The sequence below is a fragment of the Stenotrophomonas sp. CFBP8980 genome, assembly GCF_034046095.1.
Lineage (GTDB): Bacteria > Pseudomonadota > Gammaproteobacteria > Xanthomonadales > Xanthomonadaceae > Stenotrophomonas > Stenotrophomonas lacuserhaii.
Map to the genome: position 1 here is coordinate 225,704 of NZ_JAXCXF010000005.1, position 16,216 is coordinate 241,919.

General features: G+C 68.2%; 8 protein-coding genes. 3 read left to right on the forward strand and 5 right to left on the reverse strand.

Annotation, left to right across the window (positions count from 1 at the left end):
• Window positions 1–73 precede the first annotated feature (73 nt).
• Complete coding sequence (locus SOM47_RS12760) at window positions 74–739, forward strand: response regulator transcription factor (RefSeq protein WP_042612002.1); 666 nt, start codon at window positions 74–76, stop codon at window positions 737–739.
• A 314-nt stretch (window positions 740–1,053) separates the two neighbouring features.
• The gene (gene mntP / locus SOM47_RS12765) at window positions 1,054–1,629 is read left to right on the forward strand and encodes a manganese efflux pump MntP (RefSeq protein WP_042612039.1); all 576 of its coding nucleotides are present in this window, start codon (window positions 1,054–1,056) and stop codon (window positions 1,627–1,629) included.
• A gap of 15 nt (window positions 1,630–1,644) precedes the next feature.
• On the opposite strand, the gene SOM47_RS12770 is transcribed toward mntP, so the two are convergent.
• Complete coding sequence (locus SOM47_RS12770; protein WP_042612003.1) at window positions 1,645–2,400, reverse strand: hypothetical protein; 756 nt, start codon at window positions 2,398–2,400, stop codon at window positions 1,645–1,647.
• Window positions 2,401–2,606: 206 nt separating this feature from the next.
• Window positions 2,607–6,053 carry a hybrid sensor histidine kinase/response regulator gene (locus tag SOM47_RS12775; protein WP_042612004.1) on the reverse strand — a complete coding sequence of 1,149 codons (3,447 nt, stop codon included), beginning with the start codon at window positions 6,051–6,053 and terminating at the stop codon, window positions 2,607–2,609.
• Window positions 6,054–6,166: 113 nt separating this feature from the next.
• Here SOM47_RS12775 and SOM47_RS12780 point away from each other — a divergent pair, with 113 nt between their 5' ends.
• Entirely contained in the window at window positions 6,167–6,742 is a 576-nt protein-coding gene (locus SOM47_RS12780) for a hypothetical protein (protein ID WP_192084990.1), read from the forward strand.
• 48 nt (window positions 6,743–6,790) lie between these two features.
• Here the strand turns inward: SOM47_RS12780 and SOM47_RS12785 are convergent, their stop codons facing one another.
• From SOM47_RS12785 to SOM47_RS12795, 3 genes are all read right to left on the reverse strand, one after another.
• Entirely contained in the window at window positions 6,791–8,941 is a 2,151-nt protein-coding gene (locus SOM47_RS12785; RefSeq protein ID WP_042612006.1) for a S46 family peptidase, read from the reverse strand.
• Between the two features lie 86 nt (window positions 8,942–9,027).
• A complete protein-coding gene (locus tag SOM47_RS12790; protein WP_320505794.1) occupies window positions 9,028–9,549 on the reverse strand; it encodes a hypothetical protein in 522 nt (173 codons plus the stop codon).
• Window positions 9,550–9,652: 103 nt separating this feature from the next.
• Window positions 9,653–16,162, reverse strand: a complete 6,510-nt coding sequence (locus SOM47_RS12795) for a hypothetical protein (RefSeq protein ID WP_320505795.1) — start codon at window positions 16,160–16,162, stop codon at window positions 9,653–9,655.
• Between the last annotated feature and the right edge of the window lie 54 nt (window positions 16,163–16,216).

Consider the following 16,216-nt stretch of genomic DNA (forward strand, 5'->3'; position numbering starts at 1 on the left):
GGATCCAGCTGCTTTCGCGTGGCGAAGCGCGCTGTGTCCGCCCCTGCCCTCCTGTTTTCCGTAAGCTGATCCCATGCCCACCCTCCTGATTGCCGACGACCATCCCCTGTTCCGCGAGGCCCTGCGGGGCGCCGTGAAGCGCGTCATCCCCGGCGTCCAGCTGTTCGAAGCCGACAGCGTGGAAGCGCTGTACGCGCTGGCCGACCAGCACAACGATGCCGACCTTGTCCTGATGGATCTCAACATGCCCGGTGCCCAGGGATTCAATGCACTGGTGCACATGCGATCGCTGCACCCGCACCTGCCGGTGGTGGTGGTGTCCGCGCGCGAGGAACCCAAGGTGATGCGCCGTGCGCTTGATCATGGCGCGTTCGGCTTCATCCCCAAATCGGCTGATTCGGACACCATCGGCCATGCGCTGGGAATGATCCTGGACGGCGAAACGTGGGCACCGCCGGAGGCGCACAACGAGCCACCCACCGGCCGCGAAGAGCGCGAGGTCGGCCAACGCCTGCGCGAACTCACCCCGCAGCAGTTCCGCGTACTGCAGATGCTGGGCGCGGGGCGCTTGAACAAGCAGATCGCCTACGACCTGAATGTGTCCGAGGCCACCATCAAAGCGCACGTCACCGCCATCCTGCGCAAGCTGGGCGTGACCAACCGCACCCAGGCCGTGCTGATGGCCGGCAAGCTGGCCATCGACGACGAGCAGATCGTGTTGCCGCCGGAAGAGGATTGAGCCGCCTCCGGTAGCGCCGAGCCATGCCCGCGGCACTGTACGCCGCCGGTTATAGCCACAGCTATGAAAACCAGCTTCACCTGCGCAATCGCAGGGTGACGCCACAGACCGGGACCCCGGTGCTAAGCTTCGCGTCCCCTTGGGGAGTAGCCGGTTTCCTGCTGCAGGAAACGCCCGTATCAACATGCTCGGCCAGTGCGCCGTGGTGCGGGCAACCATCTTGGTTGGCGAGACCAGCGGCCCGCGTGCGCAACGAGAGGTTGGGCGCGAACGTGGGCCGTGCGTCCGTCTTCGCCCGACCTGTCGTGAACTTCATGTCCCCTCTTTCGATCCTCCTGATCGGCTTTGCCATGTCCACCGATGCCTTCGCTGCGGCGATCGGCAAGGGCGCCGCCATGCGCAGGCCGGTGTTCCGCGATGCACTGCGCGCCGGCCTCATCTTTGGCGCCATCGAAGCGATCACCCCGGTGATCGGCTGGATGCTCGGGCGCGCGGCACTGGAGTACGTGGAGGCCTTCGACCACTGGATCGCCTTCGGCCTGCTGATCGCCCTGGGGCTGCACATGATCGTCAACGGCCTGCGTCCGCAGCACGATGATGCCGACGAAGACCCGCAGCGCCACCATGGCTTCTGGCAGCTGGCGGTCACCGGTTTGGCCACCAGCATCGACGCCATGGCCGTGGGCGTCGGACTGGCTTTCATGGATGTGCATATCGGCGTGGTGGCGGCGGTCATCGGCCTGTGCACGCTGGTCATGGTCACCGCAGGCATCATGCTTGGCCGCGTACTCGGCGACATGGTCGGCAAGCGCGCGGAGATCATCGGCGGGGTGATCCTGATGATCATCGGCGCCACCATCCTGTACGAGCACCTCAGCGGCGCTGCGTGACCGGCACCGCGCGGTTCACCCTTCCCACCAGCGGCCTGGCCGGCGTGGGGTTCCATCCAAGGGGAGGTTGCTGGTGCGTCGATGACGGATGGTCACCACCGATTCCACGGTGGGCCGGTAACAGTCCGCCGGCGGGCGGATATCGCGTTCGGCGGCAGGCAACACCCGCTGCGCGGGTCTGCGATCCGGACTCGGAGCCGATGCCAGCTCTCCTTGCATGAAGATGCAGCCGCGCTGGCGGAACGCCAGGCAGGCGGGGCGGCCTGCTTTCAGCTCCCGGGTGAGCGCGTCTGCCGACGCCTCGTCGATTGCCGCCAGATAGTAATGGCCCTGGTGCGGCTGCAGCGCCATGAACGGTCCCCGGTCCAGGCACTGCGCCATGCAGAATCGGGTGATGGCGTGGATCGCCTGCGGATCGCAGAACAGGCCGTGCTGCACGCAGTAAGCGCGGTAGTGATCCACCATGCCCTGCGCCAACCGCTGCATGCAGGCGTGCAGCTGCTTGACCTCGGCCCGGTCACTGAAGCGGACATTGTTGTGTTGCAGCCATGCTCGCATCTTCGGGAACTCGTTGAGTACCCTCCACCGCTGCTGGTGGGCCGTGTCATCAAGGTAGCGGTCGCGCGAGAACTGGTGATATATCAGGCCCAGTACAGCGCTGAAAACGGTGTCCCCCAGCAGCCGGCTGCTGCCGTTGCAGAGCAGCGAAAGGCCCGCACCTGCGCCCCCACCCAGCGCCACCGCCAAGACGGGTGCGCGCGGCGAATCCACGGGAGTGTTCAGCACACCCTGCAGCGCACCGCGCAGCGATGGTGATGTCGGTGCCGTGGATAACCGGGACGTGGTCACCGATACGCTCGGCACAGGCCCGGTTGAGGACACATGCATGGTCTATCGTCCGCCGCAGAAACGCTCTGTATACCGGCCAGCCAGCCTGGCTGCCACCACCAAGCGCGCAACGCTTCGATGGCGGCGACTCAGTTGTCCGAACGTGCGTAAGCGGCCAGGAAGGCACGCAGCGATGCTGGCTTGATCGGCTTGGTCAGCACCCGATAGCCGCGGTCGCGTGCCATCCGCTTCAGCTCATCACGGCCATCAGCCGTGAGCAGGGCACCGGGCAGGTCGCTGCCAGCCGCCTCGCGCAGCGCGACCAGCGTGTCCAGGCCATCCAGGCGGTCATGCAGGTGGTAATCGACGAGCATCACGTCGGGGTGCGCGTTGATTTTCTCCAGCGCCTGGTCCACGGTGCTGGCGGTGATCACCTGCACCTGCCAGCGTCCGAGCAGCGCGCGCATGCCATCCAGGATCTCCTCATCGTTGTCCACGCACAGCACGCGCATGCCGGCCAGTGAATCCGGACGCGAAGCCGGCGCCGCCGCGGCCATCAGTTCCTGTTCGCTGGCACCCGGGGTCGCCGCTACCCGTGGCAGGGTGATGGAGAACATCGACCCGCTACCCACCCGGCTGCGTGCATTCAGTCGATGGTCGAGCAGGCGTGAGATGCGCTGGCAGATGGACAAGCCCAGCCCCAGCCCCTGTTCGCCCCAGTCGAAGGGCTGCTGGTAGCGATGGAACTCATCGAATATCTGCTGCATGTGGTGTTCGGGAATGCCGGGACCGGTATCCCACACCTGCAGTTCCACTTCCTCGCCACGCAGGCGCACGGCCAGCACGATGCGGCCCTGCCGGGTGTAACGCAGCGCATTGGCCAGGAAGTTCTGCATCACCCGCCGCAACAGCCGGCGGTCACTGCGTACCCAGGCCGGACGCGCGAACAGGTCCAGGCGCAATCCGCGGCCTGCGGCGACCGGCGAATACTGCGCCGCCAGCTCGCGCATCAGGGCGCTGGCATCGAACTCGCCGATCACTGGATGCAGGCCACCAGCGTCCAGTCGCGAAACGTCCAGCAGGCCATCGAGCAGTTCCTCTGCGGCACGCAGCGAGGCGTCCACGCGCTCGGCCAGATGGCGCTGCTCTTCGTTGTTGTGGTGGCTTTCGCGCAGCGCCGAGGCGAACAGCCGCGCCGCATTCAGCGGCTGCAGCACGTCGTGGCTGATCGCCGCCAGGAAGCGGGTCTTGGACTGTTGCGCCGCCTCGGCAGCATTGGAGCGCTCGGCCACGCGTTGCTCCAGTGTCTCATTGGCTTCCAGCAGCGCTTTTTCAGCGTGTTTGTAGTCGGTGATGTCGTTGTAGCTGGTGACGTAGCCGCCGCCGGGCAACGCCTGTCCGCGCATCTCGATCACCTTCCCATCGCTGCGCGTACGTTCAAACACATGCGGCGAACCGGCGCGCATGTAGCGGATGCGACGGCTGATCTGGCGTTCGATGTCGCCCTCGCCCAGTTCACCGCGTTCGGCGTTGTAGCGGATCAGGTCGGCCACCGGGCGGCCCACGTACAGCATGCCGTCCGGATAGCCGAACATGTCCTGGTAGCGCCGGTTCCATGCGGTCAGCCGCATGTCCGGGTCGACCACGCTGACCCCGGCACTGATGTTCTCCAGCGTGGTGGACAGGATTTCCCGATTGAAACGCAGCTCCTGGCCGGCTTCATCCAGTACCGCCACCACCTCGCCCAGGTCCATGCCCGAACCGCGCAGCAGGCTGGTCAGCAGCAGGCGGGCCGACGCGGCACCGATGGAGGCGGCAAGCAGGCGTTCGGTGAACTGTACCCAGGGCCGATCCGCCGGCACCTGGGTCTGCAGTTCGCGCCCCAACGACTGCGCCTGTTCGAAGAACGACCGGCGCGCGTGGCGCTCGCCCACCACCCGCGATGCCAGCGCCAGCAGGTCGCCCACGTGCACGTGGCCCGGCCAGCCACTGGCCACCGACGGCCGCTGCGCATACGGATCCAGGAACGGTGCCGCGCGCAGGCGCTCGTCGACGCTGGGCCGCCAGCGTGCCGACACCAGCATCATCGTCGCTGCGTTCACCAGCAGCGACCAGAACGTGCCGTGGGTCAGCGGATCCCACCCGTTCATGCCGAACAGCTGCTGCGGCCGCAGCCATGCCACGCCGAACGGCCCGTCGCTCAACCACGCCGCATCCATCAGGCCGGACTGGGTAAGCGCGGGCAACAGCAGGGTGTAGATCCAGGTGGCGAAGCCCAGCACGATGCCGGTTTCCACGCCGCGGCGGCTGGCCCCTCGCCAGTACAACCCACCGATCAGCCCGGGCGCGAACTGCGCCACCGCCGCGAACGCCATCAAGCCATAGGACGCCAGCGAGTTGTCGTTGCCGCTGCTGCGGTAGTACGTATAGGCGATCAGCGCCAGGAACAGGATCGCCAGGCGGCGGATCCACAACACCCGCGATGCCACGTCCGCCGCCTCGCCGGTGCCCCCGCTGCGTCGCAGCAGCACCGGCATGACCAGGTCGTTGCTGATCATCGTGGCCAGTGCGATGGACGATACGATGACCATGCCGGTCGCCGCCGAGAACCCCCCCACATAGGCCACCAGCGCCAGCGCGTTGCGGCCCTCGTGGAGGGGCAGGGCCAGTACCATCGCATCGTCGGCCACCGTGCCGCCGGTACCGAACAGGGTGACGCCGGCCGTGGCGATGGGGATCACCATCGCCGAGATCACCACCAGGTAGCCGCCGAACATCCAGCGCGCGCGGTGCACGTCACGTACATCGCCACACTCCACCACCGCCACGTGGAACTGCCGCGGCAGGCACACGATGGCCAGGAAGCTGAGCAGGGTCTGCGAGATGAACCCCACCGGGGGCAGCGACGTGAACAGCGTATGCGCCGACTGCACCACCGCATCGGTGCGCTCGCTCAGCCACAGATAGGCAAACACGCCCACGGCCACCATCGCCAGCAGCTTGATCACCGATTCCAGCGCGATGGCCAGCATCATGCCGTGGTGGTGCTCGGTGGCGTCCACCTGGCGGGTACCGAACAAGGTAGCGAACAAGGCCATCAGCAGCGCCACGTACAACGCCGGATCACTGAAGTAGCCGGTCGGTCCGCTGTCGCCGGTCAGAACCTGCAGGCTCATCGCAACGGCTTTGTACTGCAGCGCCAGGTACGGCACCACGCCGATCAGCGCGATGATCGCCACCAGCGCCGCCAGTCGCCGCGAGCGGCCGAAACGCGAAGAGATGAAGTCGGCGATGGAGACCACGTTCTGGCTGCGCGCCACCAGCGCCAGGCGCTCGATGATGCGCCAGCCGAACAGCATCATCAGCAGCGGGCCGATGTAGATCGACAGATAGCCGATGCCACTGCGCACGGCGGTGCCGACCGCGCCGTAGAAGGTCCACGAGGAGCAGTACACCGCCAGCGCCAGGCTGTAGACCACCGGGCGCAGCCAGGGCCGGTCCGGATACAGCGGGCGTCGGTCACCCCACCACGCCACGCCGAACAGCAGCGCAGCATAGGCGACAGACACCAGCAGCAGGATCCAGCTGGAAACCAAAGGCGGTCTTCCGGGGCGGCAGTGCCGACAGTGTAGTGGGTTGGGCCGCGGCCAGCCTGCGCGCGGGCAAGCGCTCGATGAAAGCCGTGGCCGTGGCAGAAGCGCACGCTGTCGTGCTGCAGCGCCTGCCGTTGCGTCCTGATGCCCGGATCGCCATGAATTCGACCGCCCCTGTCCAGACAACCTTCCCGGTGCTTGTTGCCGCGCTCCGCGGCACCCATCCCGATCTTCGGGCGATCGGGGTCGCGGCGGACCCTCCGGCGATGCCAGGCCGGATAGCGAATGCGCCGCTGCAGCATGCGGCCGCGACACCGGAAGCGGATGTGCGCCTGCTCGTCGAGCGCGCACTGGCAGCGGCCACGTGGGAATGGGTGCAGGAACGCACGGCCGAGCAAACTACCCGGCTGGTGGACACGATCAGCGCCGATCTGGTCCAGGACAGCGCCAGGCAGGGACTCACGCTGTCATCGGTGCGCATCGTGGAAGGCTGGGACCAGGGCGTGCACGGCCTGTTCGTGTGTGCGTGGAACGCCCTGACCGCCCCACCCGTGTTCGAACCAGGCCCGGGCAGCAACGCCATCGGCTGGGATCCGAACAACCCGCTGGATGTCCCGGAGTACCGTCAGCCGACCTTCGATGCCATGCAAGCGCCGGTGCGTCGCCTGCTGCTGACGTTCATCAGCAATTGAGCAAGCCTGTACCGGGGGCGGTGCGGGGCCGCCGCCTGCCCTGCCCGCTCACTGCTCCGCCGGCACACCCATCTCCTGCAGCAGTGCCGGGGCCGGATAGACCTTGGCCAGCAGCCAGCGCAGGTAACGCATGTCCACGTGGACGGCGCGCTTGAAGCGCGGATCGAACCACCAGCTGGCGCTGACCGATTCCCAGTTGCTGTCGAAGTTGAGGCCGATCAGTTCGCCCTTGGCATTGAGAACAGGGGAGCCTGAGTTGCCACCGGTGGTATCCAGGTTGGTCAGGAAGTTGACCGTCTGGGTCTTCAGCGCCGGATCGGCGGTGCTGCCGAAGTCGCCCTTGGCGATGGCGTCCTGCAGCGGGCGCGGTGCATCGAACGGATACGCATTAGTGTTCTTTTCCACGATGCCGGCCACGGTGGTCACCGGATCGAAATGCACGCCATCGCGCGGACTCAGCGCTTCCACCTTGCCGAAGCTGATGCGCAGGCTGCGGTTGGCGTCGGGGTAGACCGCCCGGCCCTGCTGGGCACGCCAGGCGAACAGCGCCTGCATGTAGGCCGGGCGCAGGCGCAGGCTCTCACCCTCACGGGTCTTGCGCTCGCCTTCCACGCGCAGCTGCGCCTGTACCAGCGGGCCGGCCAGGGCCAGCAGGGGATCCGGCGCCAGCGCCTTGCCCTCACGCGCCGCGGCAAAGCGCGACAGCCGCTGTGCTTCATCACCCAGGGTGGTGCGTCCATACAGGCCATCGAGCGCGCTGCCCAGCGACTGCGGCGTGCGCCCGAAGGCAGCATCGAACTCTGCCAGGCGCTGCGCGTCCGGCAACTGCTGGTAGCGGCCCAGCAGCGCGCCCAGCAAGGCCTTCTCCACCGCAGGGGCATAGCGCCGCTGGGCCTGCTTCAGCACCCCTTCGATCAGCGCCTGGTCACGCTGCTGGAAGCCGCTTTCACGCTGGGCATCCGGCTTGGCCGATTCCAGCCGCAGGCGCTCCAGCAGCAGTGCCGAGCGCAGCAGCTGGGTCTGGCTGGCGATCTGGTCCAGCAGCAGGTCGCGCTCACCCACCGAGGCGCCCTGTGACAGCGTGGCCAGCAGGGCCTGGATATCACCGCGATAGCGGGAATCGACACTGGCCAGCATCGCCTGCTCGTCACGGGCGCGCTGGGCCTTCGCGTCGCTGCGCAGCAGGCCTTCCAGTTCACCGGCGGCGCGCTTGCGGTTGTTCTTCAGCGACTGCAGCTGCGAGGCATAGCGGGTGCGCGCCTGCGCATCGCCCTGGGTGGCCGCCTCGATGGTATCGATCATCTGCTGGAACAGGGCGACGCGGCGCGGCAGCACGCTGTCGATCTGGCTGGCGAACTCGCCCGCGGTGCGGTGCCGATAAGTGATTCCCGGGTAGCCGGCCAGCATCGCGAAGTCGCCCGCCTTCGGGCCCTGCAACGACATCTGCAGGTGTGCCGGTGCCTGGTACGGCACGTTGTCGGCGCTGTACGCGGCCGGCTTGCCATCCTTGCCGACATAGGCGCGCAGCAGGGTGAAATCACCGGTGTGCCGCGGCCACATGAAATTGTCGATCTCATCGCCATAGTTGCCGATCGCCCGCGGCGGTGCGTAGACCAACCGTACGTCGCTCAGTTCCAGCTGGGAAATACGGTAGAAGTCGGTGCCGTAGTACATGTCGGCCACGCTGCAGCGCACATCGCCGGCGCGCTCGCACTCGGCCACGATCTGCTTGCTGGCCCTGTCCACGGCATCGAAATAGGCGCGGCCGGTCTTGCCCTTGGCCTGCGCCAGCACCTGGTCGGTGACCTTGTCGAACCCCACCGTGACCAGCACGCGGAAATCCGGGTTGGATGGCCGCTCGTCGGCCCGGTCACGCGCAATGAAACCGTCGTCGATCAGGTTGTGCTCGGCGCTGCTGTTGTACTGGATGACCCCCATTGCCACGTGATGGTTGGTCAACAGCAGCCCATCGGGCGAGACGAACGAACCGGTGCCGCCCCCTGCGCGCACCACCGCGCTGAGCGGTGGTGCGGTGACCGTCGCCAGTGCGCCCGGATCGCCCTTGAAGCCGGCCGCCTTCAGCGGCTTGGCCAGCTCGGGCAGCTGGGACGGCATCCACATGCCTTCATCGGCATGTGCGCCTGCCGCCATGGACAGGCCCAGGGCCAGGGAGACGGAAAGGGTTCTGCGGAGAAACATGCGGGCATCCGGCGGATCAGGTCAGCCCGTGACCTTAGCCTCTGCATGCCCCGCACGACAACCGCCGGACGTTGGGCACCCGAGGGTCAGTCGGGCAGCCCGGACAGCTGCACCAGGCACTTGCCATCGCCGTGATCGGTCAACTGCAGCGTCCAGGCGGCCCCCCGCCACCAGACCGTCGCGTCCAGGCGGGTCACATCGAAGACACCATCGTCCTCGGGACGTTCCACCTTGAGTACCACCACATCCGGCGCCAGGGTCATGGCGTCCAACGCACAGGGCAGCAGCACCTGCTCCTGTGCATCGGGGCCCAGGTAGATCACATCACCATCGATGGCGGCGGTCAGCTGCAGCCAGTTATCACCCCACTGCCCGCTCGGGTCGATCTGCGACGCATCGAAGCGTGCGTCCGGCGGTACACGCGTCCAAGCCAGCAGGCCGCGCAGTCCGGCGATGCCGTCGGCGTCGAGCAGCTGGTCGATCTCCCATTGCGCGATGCAGCTCTCGATGGCAGCGCGATGGGCCGCCAGCGGCCCGGTAGGAGCCGGGTGCTGGGCAGGAACGTGTTGTGGCGGCATCGGGGGAGGCATGGAATCGATGGAGGTCATGGAATGAACCAGATGGGTGAGTGGAAAGCGTAAGGCCAGGGGCCGTTGCCGGAGAGCACCGACGAGGCCGATGAGCGATACCTGTCATGGCGCAGATCCGGGCTCAGGGCAGCGGAAAAAGGCGCGGCGGGTTCCTGTGCGGCCGGATGACCCCGCCATGGCCCGGCGGATCGCCATAGCTCATCTTGATGTCCACACCCGGCAATGTCTCCGCTGCCGCCTGCATCAGCAACTGGCAGTTGTTCAGGCAGGGCACCCTGTCTGAAAACAGGCCCACCGAGCCGGTCACCCGGTCCAGCATCTCCGGCCGCTGCCACACGCCGGGCAACTCCGCCTCCACCGCATCAGCGACTTCATTGAGGAACTGCGATTCGGTGCAGCGGCGCACCGATGACAGGTAGACAGGGTCACCCACATGCAGCTGCGTACCGCCTATGTTGACGTGGGTGCGGAGCAGATGTTGCAGGTCGGCCTCGCTGCCGATCCAGTGCAGTTGGGTGTCCGGGACGCCCTGGGGCGCGCTGCCCGGCAGCTGGGCGCGCGGTTCCACCACGTAGCGACCGAACGGATGGTCCTCGGTCATGACCCGGTGCAGCAACGCTTGCGGTGCTTCGAAATCGGCTTGCACCGGCGTGGCGACGCCTTCGTGGCCCGGTCGCCGGCGCGCGGGCACCATCACCTTCTGCACCTTCACCCCCTCCACCTTCGAGAACCCGTACCTGCCCCCCAACTGGCTACTTGAGACGAATGCCGGCTTGTCCCAGGCGAGGGGGCGTCCGTCGATCCGCAGCGAGACGTCGGCCACCAGGATGTTGGCCGTGCCCAACGCCTCGCGCGCAGCGAAGGCCTGCACGAAGGCAGAGAGTTCCCGCGGTGCAGCGGCGGAGGACTTCCAATGTGCCTTGATGAAATCCCTCAGACGCGCATCGTCACCGGCATGGCTGCCGGGCGGATTATTTCCCCGCCAGGAACGCGCCGCCGTGCCTGAGGTGTCCTTTGCCAACCACGCACTCGCTGCGGCACGTGCCTGTCCAAGTGCGTCGTCCAGCGCCTTTGCGGCGTCCCGTCGCAGGCTCACGGCCGTATCGCGAAGATTCAACTGCCGCTCCAGGTCGTTCTGGTCCGGGCGGCGCGCACTGGCCGGGCAGCTGCCTGCCGCGGTCGGGCAGGCGGGCCGGCCCGCGGTCTGCAGCACGGCGTGGCGGTGCTGTTGGATGCGTGCCGTCGGGGCGGCCATTTCAAGCGCGCGCAGCCGTTCGGCCACCGCGCTTCCCAGCCCGTTGGCGTTGCGCAGCGCGATCGCCGATTCGGTGCCGAGCACCGCACTGACCGCCTGCTGCCATTTCGCGTAGGGCTGCGCGTGGCCGCTGACCCGCACGCCATCGGCGCCGAACACGAGCGTATGCGTTCGACGCGCATTGGGCTGCAGCGCCATGTGCAACTGCGGCCTGCCCTCAGGATGCAGGTCGCTCACGATCTTCCACGAGGGCAGCAAGGCAGCAAGCACATCCTGCAGCAGCGTCAGCGCATCGACCGACGGCACCCGCCCATCCAGCAACGCCTGCCGCAGCGTGCGCTCGCCCTGCCGTGCCAATGCGTCGGCGATGGCATCAACCAGTTGCTGCGGCCGTTGGTAGCGCAGGACGGCACCGGTGAGCTCGGGCTGCCGCTGCAGCACCTCCTCGGCCAGCCCGCGGTCAAGGCCGAACTGCAGTTGCAGGGCAGCCACCGCCGGCTGCGCCGCGTCGATATCATCGGCCAACGTGCGCAGGGATGCCTGCACGTCGTCACGATGGCGCTTCACCGTACGCTGCAGGTGAGCGGTGACCGGGTCCACCAGCGCCGCTGGCGCGGTACCTGCTGGCAGCTTCAATGCCGCCGCTACGACGTCCGGATTGAGCAGCACGATCACCTGCTCCAGAGTCGCCAGTTCAGAGGACAACTGGAGCCGGAACAACGGCTCGGCGCCCCTGCCGATCACGATGCGGCGCTGGCCGGTGGCCGCCGAGCCGGTATACAGCTCGATGCGCCGGCCCTGTCCCAGCAGCGGGTCGCTGGCGAGTGCGCACAGCATGGCCATGCGGCCTGCTGGGCCGAACCCGGGTGCTTCGAAGGAGGCCTTGCCTGCCCCGATACGCCCCACCATCGCCTGCTGTGCACTGTCACGCAGGTCGCGGCGCAGGCTGGCACCGACCTGCCCGCCCAGCGGGCCATGCACGCTCAGCGCGCGATGGATGGCGGTGTCGTCGAGCAGCCGCGGTGCCGGCACCGCATGTTTCAGCACGGCCAGATCGGACGTGTCTTGCGTGCCGGGTGCGCCTCCGCGCAATCCTCCGCGCGGCCGCTGGGTCACCTTCCACACGCCATCCACGCGGGCCAGCAGCAGATCACTCCGGACGCGGCCACCGGGTGCCATCAGGTAGCGGCCACCCCCGAGTTCGGAACGCACCTCAGTGCGGAACCAGCCGCCGTCGATGCGGACGAACTGCGCACCATCCAGGTCGTACACGCCATTGCCCTGGGTGCTCAGGCGACGCAGTCGGTGGTCGTCAAGGTGCTCTTCCAGGTGTGAGTAGTCCGCGCTGCGGCTGGGCTGCGCCGGTTCGATCCGCCACTGCAGGGTCTTCCTGTCGTAGCGCGCCACGCCCCCCGCCGGCTGGCCGGTGACAGGGTCCAGCAGCACCGCCAGGCCCGACGCAGCGGTGCGGCTGCCTTCGGGGATGCGGTAGTCGCCCTGCCGGGCCTGGATGTATACCGGGCGCGCCAGACTGGCCTGCTGGCGCAATGATCGCGGTACGCCGGCAGCCAGCAACGGCCGGTTCGGCGCGGCCCCCAGCGTCGTGCCGGTTGCGGCATGGCTGAACAACTGCAGCAGCGCGGTTTCCGCTGCCAGCCGGCCGGCCCGCGCGGAGACACCATTCCGGGAAAGCAGCGGCGCCAGGGTCCGGGCCGCCATCGACAACGCCTCAAGGCGCAGCGGCAGCAGGTTCTCGGCGAACTCATATACGCCGCTCAGCACGTCGAGGATGTCCCTCCCGCATTGCTCCTGGTCAGAGACCACCAGATCATCGGCTTGCCGCTGCAGGTGGCCGGCCCAACGCCGGTAGCAGGCGTCCAGTACATCGCCCTGGTCCGGGGTCACCGAGAGTTCCGACCAGGTGCCCGGCTCTTCCATGTCCTGTCGGTGCCTGGCGGCCGGCAGATGGGCCTTCAGCCAGTCCTGCATGGCGTGGCCGGCCAACAGGGCGTTGAGCTCGGCCTCGTTGTCGGCGGACAGGAACGGGCTCGGGTGCAGGCCGGCCACGTAGGCCTCCACGCGGCCATCCCCGGTACGTACGGCCAGGGTGCCGGGCAGCACGGAGTTGCGATCGAACACATACGTGTCATCGATCACGGCATGGGTGATCAGCGTGAGCGGTCCAACCTGCACCTGCTGCACCCTGCCCCGGTGTTCCACTGCCCGGGATCCCGGGTGCGCCAGCATCTGCCGCAGCACGGACGGGCCTTGCAGGCGCTGATGGGCAAACGCCAGCTGTTCTTCCAGCGCGATCCGTGCCGGGAATGTGTGGCGGAAGGCGCGCAACCGGAGGTCGCCCGGGCCGCCGCGCTGGCTGCTGTCGAACTGCTGCTGCAGGTGCCCCCGATACGATCCATCCAGGTCCAGTCCCCGGATCCATTCGCGCATCAGCGCAGGGGTCAGAGACGGAAGGGCCTTTCCATGCCTGTCGAACGCCTGCGCGCCGGCGCCGAACGGGATGTCGACGAACCCGATGTTGCGAGTGGCCAGCTCGGCAAGGCTGAGATCATGCTGGATCGGCGGCAGCAGCCTGGCCCCGGCCGGGTTGTGCGGCAAGCCGACCGGCTCCGGGCGGTAGTGGACCTGCTGCCAGCGCACGCGGATCTCGTCTGGCGCGGCGTCGATGCCGATGCTTTGAAGGTGCGCCTGCAGGCGCTCACCAATATGCCGTTGCAGTTGATCGCCGGTGGCGTAATCCTGTGGTGACTGCAGGCCGGGCACTGTCGGCGCATCGACCAGCGCGTCCAGATAATCGATCCATGCCGTGGTCAAGCCGAGCGCGCGCCCGGCGTCCTGCACGGGTGCCTGCAGCAGGCCATGGTCGGCCAGTTGTGCCAGCGCGTGTTCGACCACACCGGCCGCAGCTACGTAGGGGCCGACCAGATCAGCCAGCGGCCGCACCGGTTGCGCCCGCTGCGCGCTCGCGCGTCGGATGTCGATGCCACCCTGCAGCACACGCCCGATCACTTCCTCGTCGGTGCGGTCCGCGTCCATTGGTGTGAACCCGAGCGTGACCTGGCCCCTGCCACCGGGTGCCGGCTGCAGGCGCCCCAGTGGGATCAATCCATACAGCGCCGCACGCAGCACGGGATGGGCGTCCATGTCGCGCAACAGGGTGTCCAGTGCCCCCGGAGCGTACTCAAGCAGGCCGATCCCCGGCAGCATCACCACGATCGGCCCGCTCGCGCTGCGCGGGGAGGTATCGGTGGGCTTGCCGGTGATCACCACCGCACCGGGCACGGCCACCTCGCCGCTGCCATCCACCAGCAGCCGCAGGTCAAAACGACCCACTGCATGCGCGCCGGCCGGCGTGCCTTGGCGGTCCTGCTCCACCAAGTGCGTCACCAGGTCGGCCGCCGCCGCGCTCAGCGTCTTCCGGGCCCTACCGGCCTCCGCTTGGTCCTGCAGGTGGTCGCCCCAGGCCCGCGCCAGCTCGGCGCGAACGGTGGTCGATTGCCCGCCGCCCGTCGTTGCCGGCAGGTCCAGATAGTCGGCGATCGCCGATTCCTGGCCGTCGCCCGCGATCTCCGGCATCAGACCCAGCCGCAGCCGCAGCCGCGCCTGTGCCTTGGCCGGCGCCGTCGCGTTGGCAGCCGGCGAGGCGGCGGGCGTCAGCGCCTGCGGCTCGCTCGCGCCGCCCGCGACCGGTGCGACGGCGTCCGCGCGCAATCGCATGGCGATCGCCGCAATGCCGCTGAAGACGCCGGCGACGTCGTAAGGCGCCCTCTCCAGCGAGCCCGGTTCGGTAAGCGCACCGGTGCGTGCCGTCCGTGGCAGGTCCGGTGCAATGGCCCGTTGCGGGGTGCTCGCCGTCGCGACCGGATGCGCCGCAGCGAGGCGGTTGAGCGCCATCGCCTGCTGGACCTTCCCTGCACGCGCCTGGGCGATCAGCGGTGCCTGATTTCGCAGGTTGTCCACGCGCGCCCGGGCGGTCGCGATGGCGTCCAGGCGCCCAGGCCCAGGGGCAATCGAGCGCGCATGCAGCAGGCGCAGGCCGGCTTTGGCGCACCGACGCTGGTACGTCGTGCGGGTGTCTTCCGGGTCTGCACCGACCTGGTCGATCTGTCGCTCCACGATGGCGCGGTAGTTCATTCGTGCGGTGTGCTGCGCCAGTTCGAACAACCCCACCGAGGCCGGTCGCACCGGCTCGGCGCGGCCGGCCGGGAATACTCCGCGCAATGGCTGGCTATCGGTCGGCGCAGTGCCGGCCGCCACCGTCGACTGCGGCGGCGACAAGCCAGCGAGCAGCCGTGCCAGCGCTTCGGCGACGGCCGCCCGGTCGCCTGCCGGGGGCACGGCGGGCGGCAACCGGGAGGCCGTTTTCACCGCGGCCAGTGCCCGATCGATGCAGCCGCCGGCGTCCTGCAGCGCCTGCGTAGCCTGCAGGCTGACCATCAGCAATGAGCGGTCATTCGGTCGTTCAGCCCAGATCGCATACAAGGCATCCCGTTGCGCGCCGTCCCACGCCGGCAGCAACGTCTGCAGCACCGCATCGGCACGCTCTCGCAGCACATCGGACTGCACCTCCCCGGCCTGTGCCGCGGTGGCATCGGACACTGCAGCCTGCGCGGTGATACCCAGGAAGCCCGCGCTGCCGGCCAACAGCGCCGGCACGGCGACCGCAGGCATGAGCGTAGATACCATCGCCGCCGTGCCCAGTGCCGCGGTTGCCAGGCCGACCTGCGCCAGGCCGCTGCCCGGCACAGGGGTAGCTGTCAACTCCGTGCGCAGCGCCGCCCAGTGCTCGGCGTCGTGCAACGCGCGCAGGCGCATTTCACCACCCTGCCCATCACGCGGCAGGGCCAGTGCGCGCGTCCACGTGGCAAGCGGAAGATCCTGCGCGTGCATGCGGATATCAGCGGTCAGCTGCTGGCGTTGCGCGTCCTGCAAGGTGGGAAACAGTCCCAGCAGCAACTGATCCAGCACGTAGGGCACCAGCGCGCGCGACGCGCTTCCGTAAGCGGCGGCCACCGCATCGCCGAACGGCGCGTGCAGCCATCGCAGCGCTTCATGCAGCTGGTGTTCGTCGTGCCCTGGCTGCACGCCATGCCGCAACCAGGCGCAGAGGTGCTGCTGCAGCGTAAGACCGGTCGAGGTCAGCGGCAGTGCCAGCAGTTCAGCGGCCAGCCGCGCCTTCTGCAGCGAAGCAGGCGCGGGCGATCCGCTTGCGGTATGCCGTGGCAGGTTGATGACACGCTGCGGCGCGGAATGGCGTTCCGCGCGTGCCGATGATGCGTTCGGGTGGCTGGCTTCGGTGCATTGGACAACGCGCGGCGCAGAGGAAGAAGGGGGGACAAGCGTGGGGGAGGCAATCATGGAACGATCCGATGGAAAGGCGTCCGGCTTCAGCCGGAGCGAGATTCTTGCCCT

Coding starts and splice junctions, on each gene's coding strand:
- SOM47_RS12760 (WP_042612002.1), top strand. CDS start 74: ATGCCCACCCTCCTGATTGCCGACGACCATCCCCTGTTCCGCGAGGCC.
- SOM47_RS12785 (WP_042612006.1), bottom strand. CDS start 8,941: ATGTTTCTCCGCAGAACCCTTTCCGTCTCCCTGGCCCTGGGCCTGTCC.
- mntP (WP_042612039.1), top strand. CDS start 1,054: ATGTCCCCTCTTTCGATCCTCCTGATCGGCTTTGCCATGTCCACCGAT.
- SOM47_RS12795 (WP_320505795.1), bottom strand. CDS start 16,162: ATGATTGCCTCCCCCACGCTTGTCCCCCCTTCTTCCTCTGCGCCGCGC.
- SOM47_RS12790 (WP_320505794.1), bottom strand. CDS start 9,549: ATGACCTCCATCGATTCCATGCCTCCCCCGATGCCGCCACAACACGTT.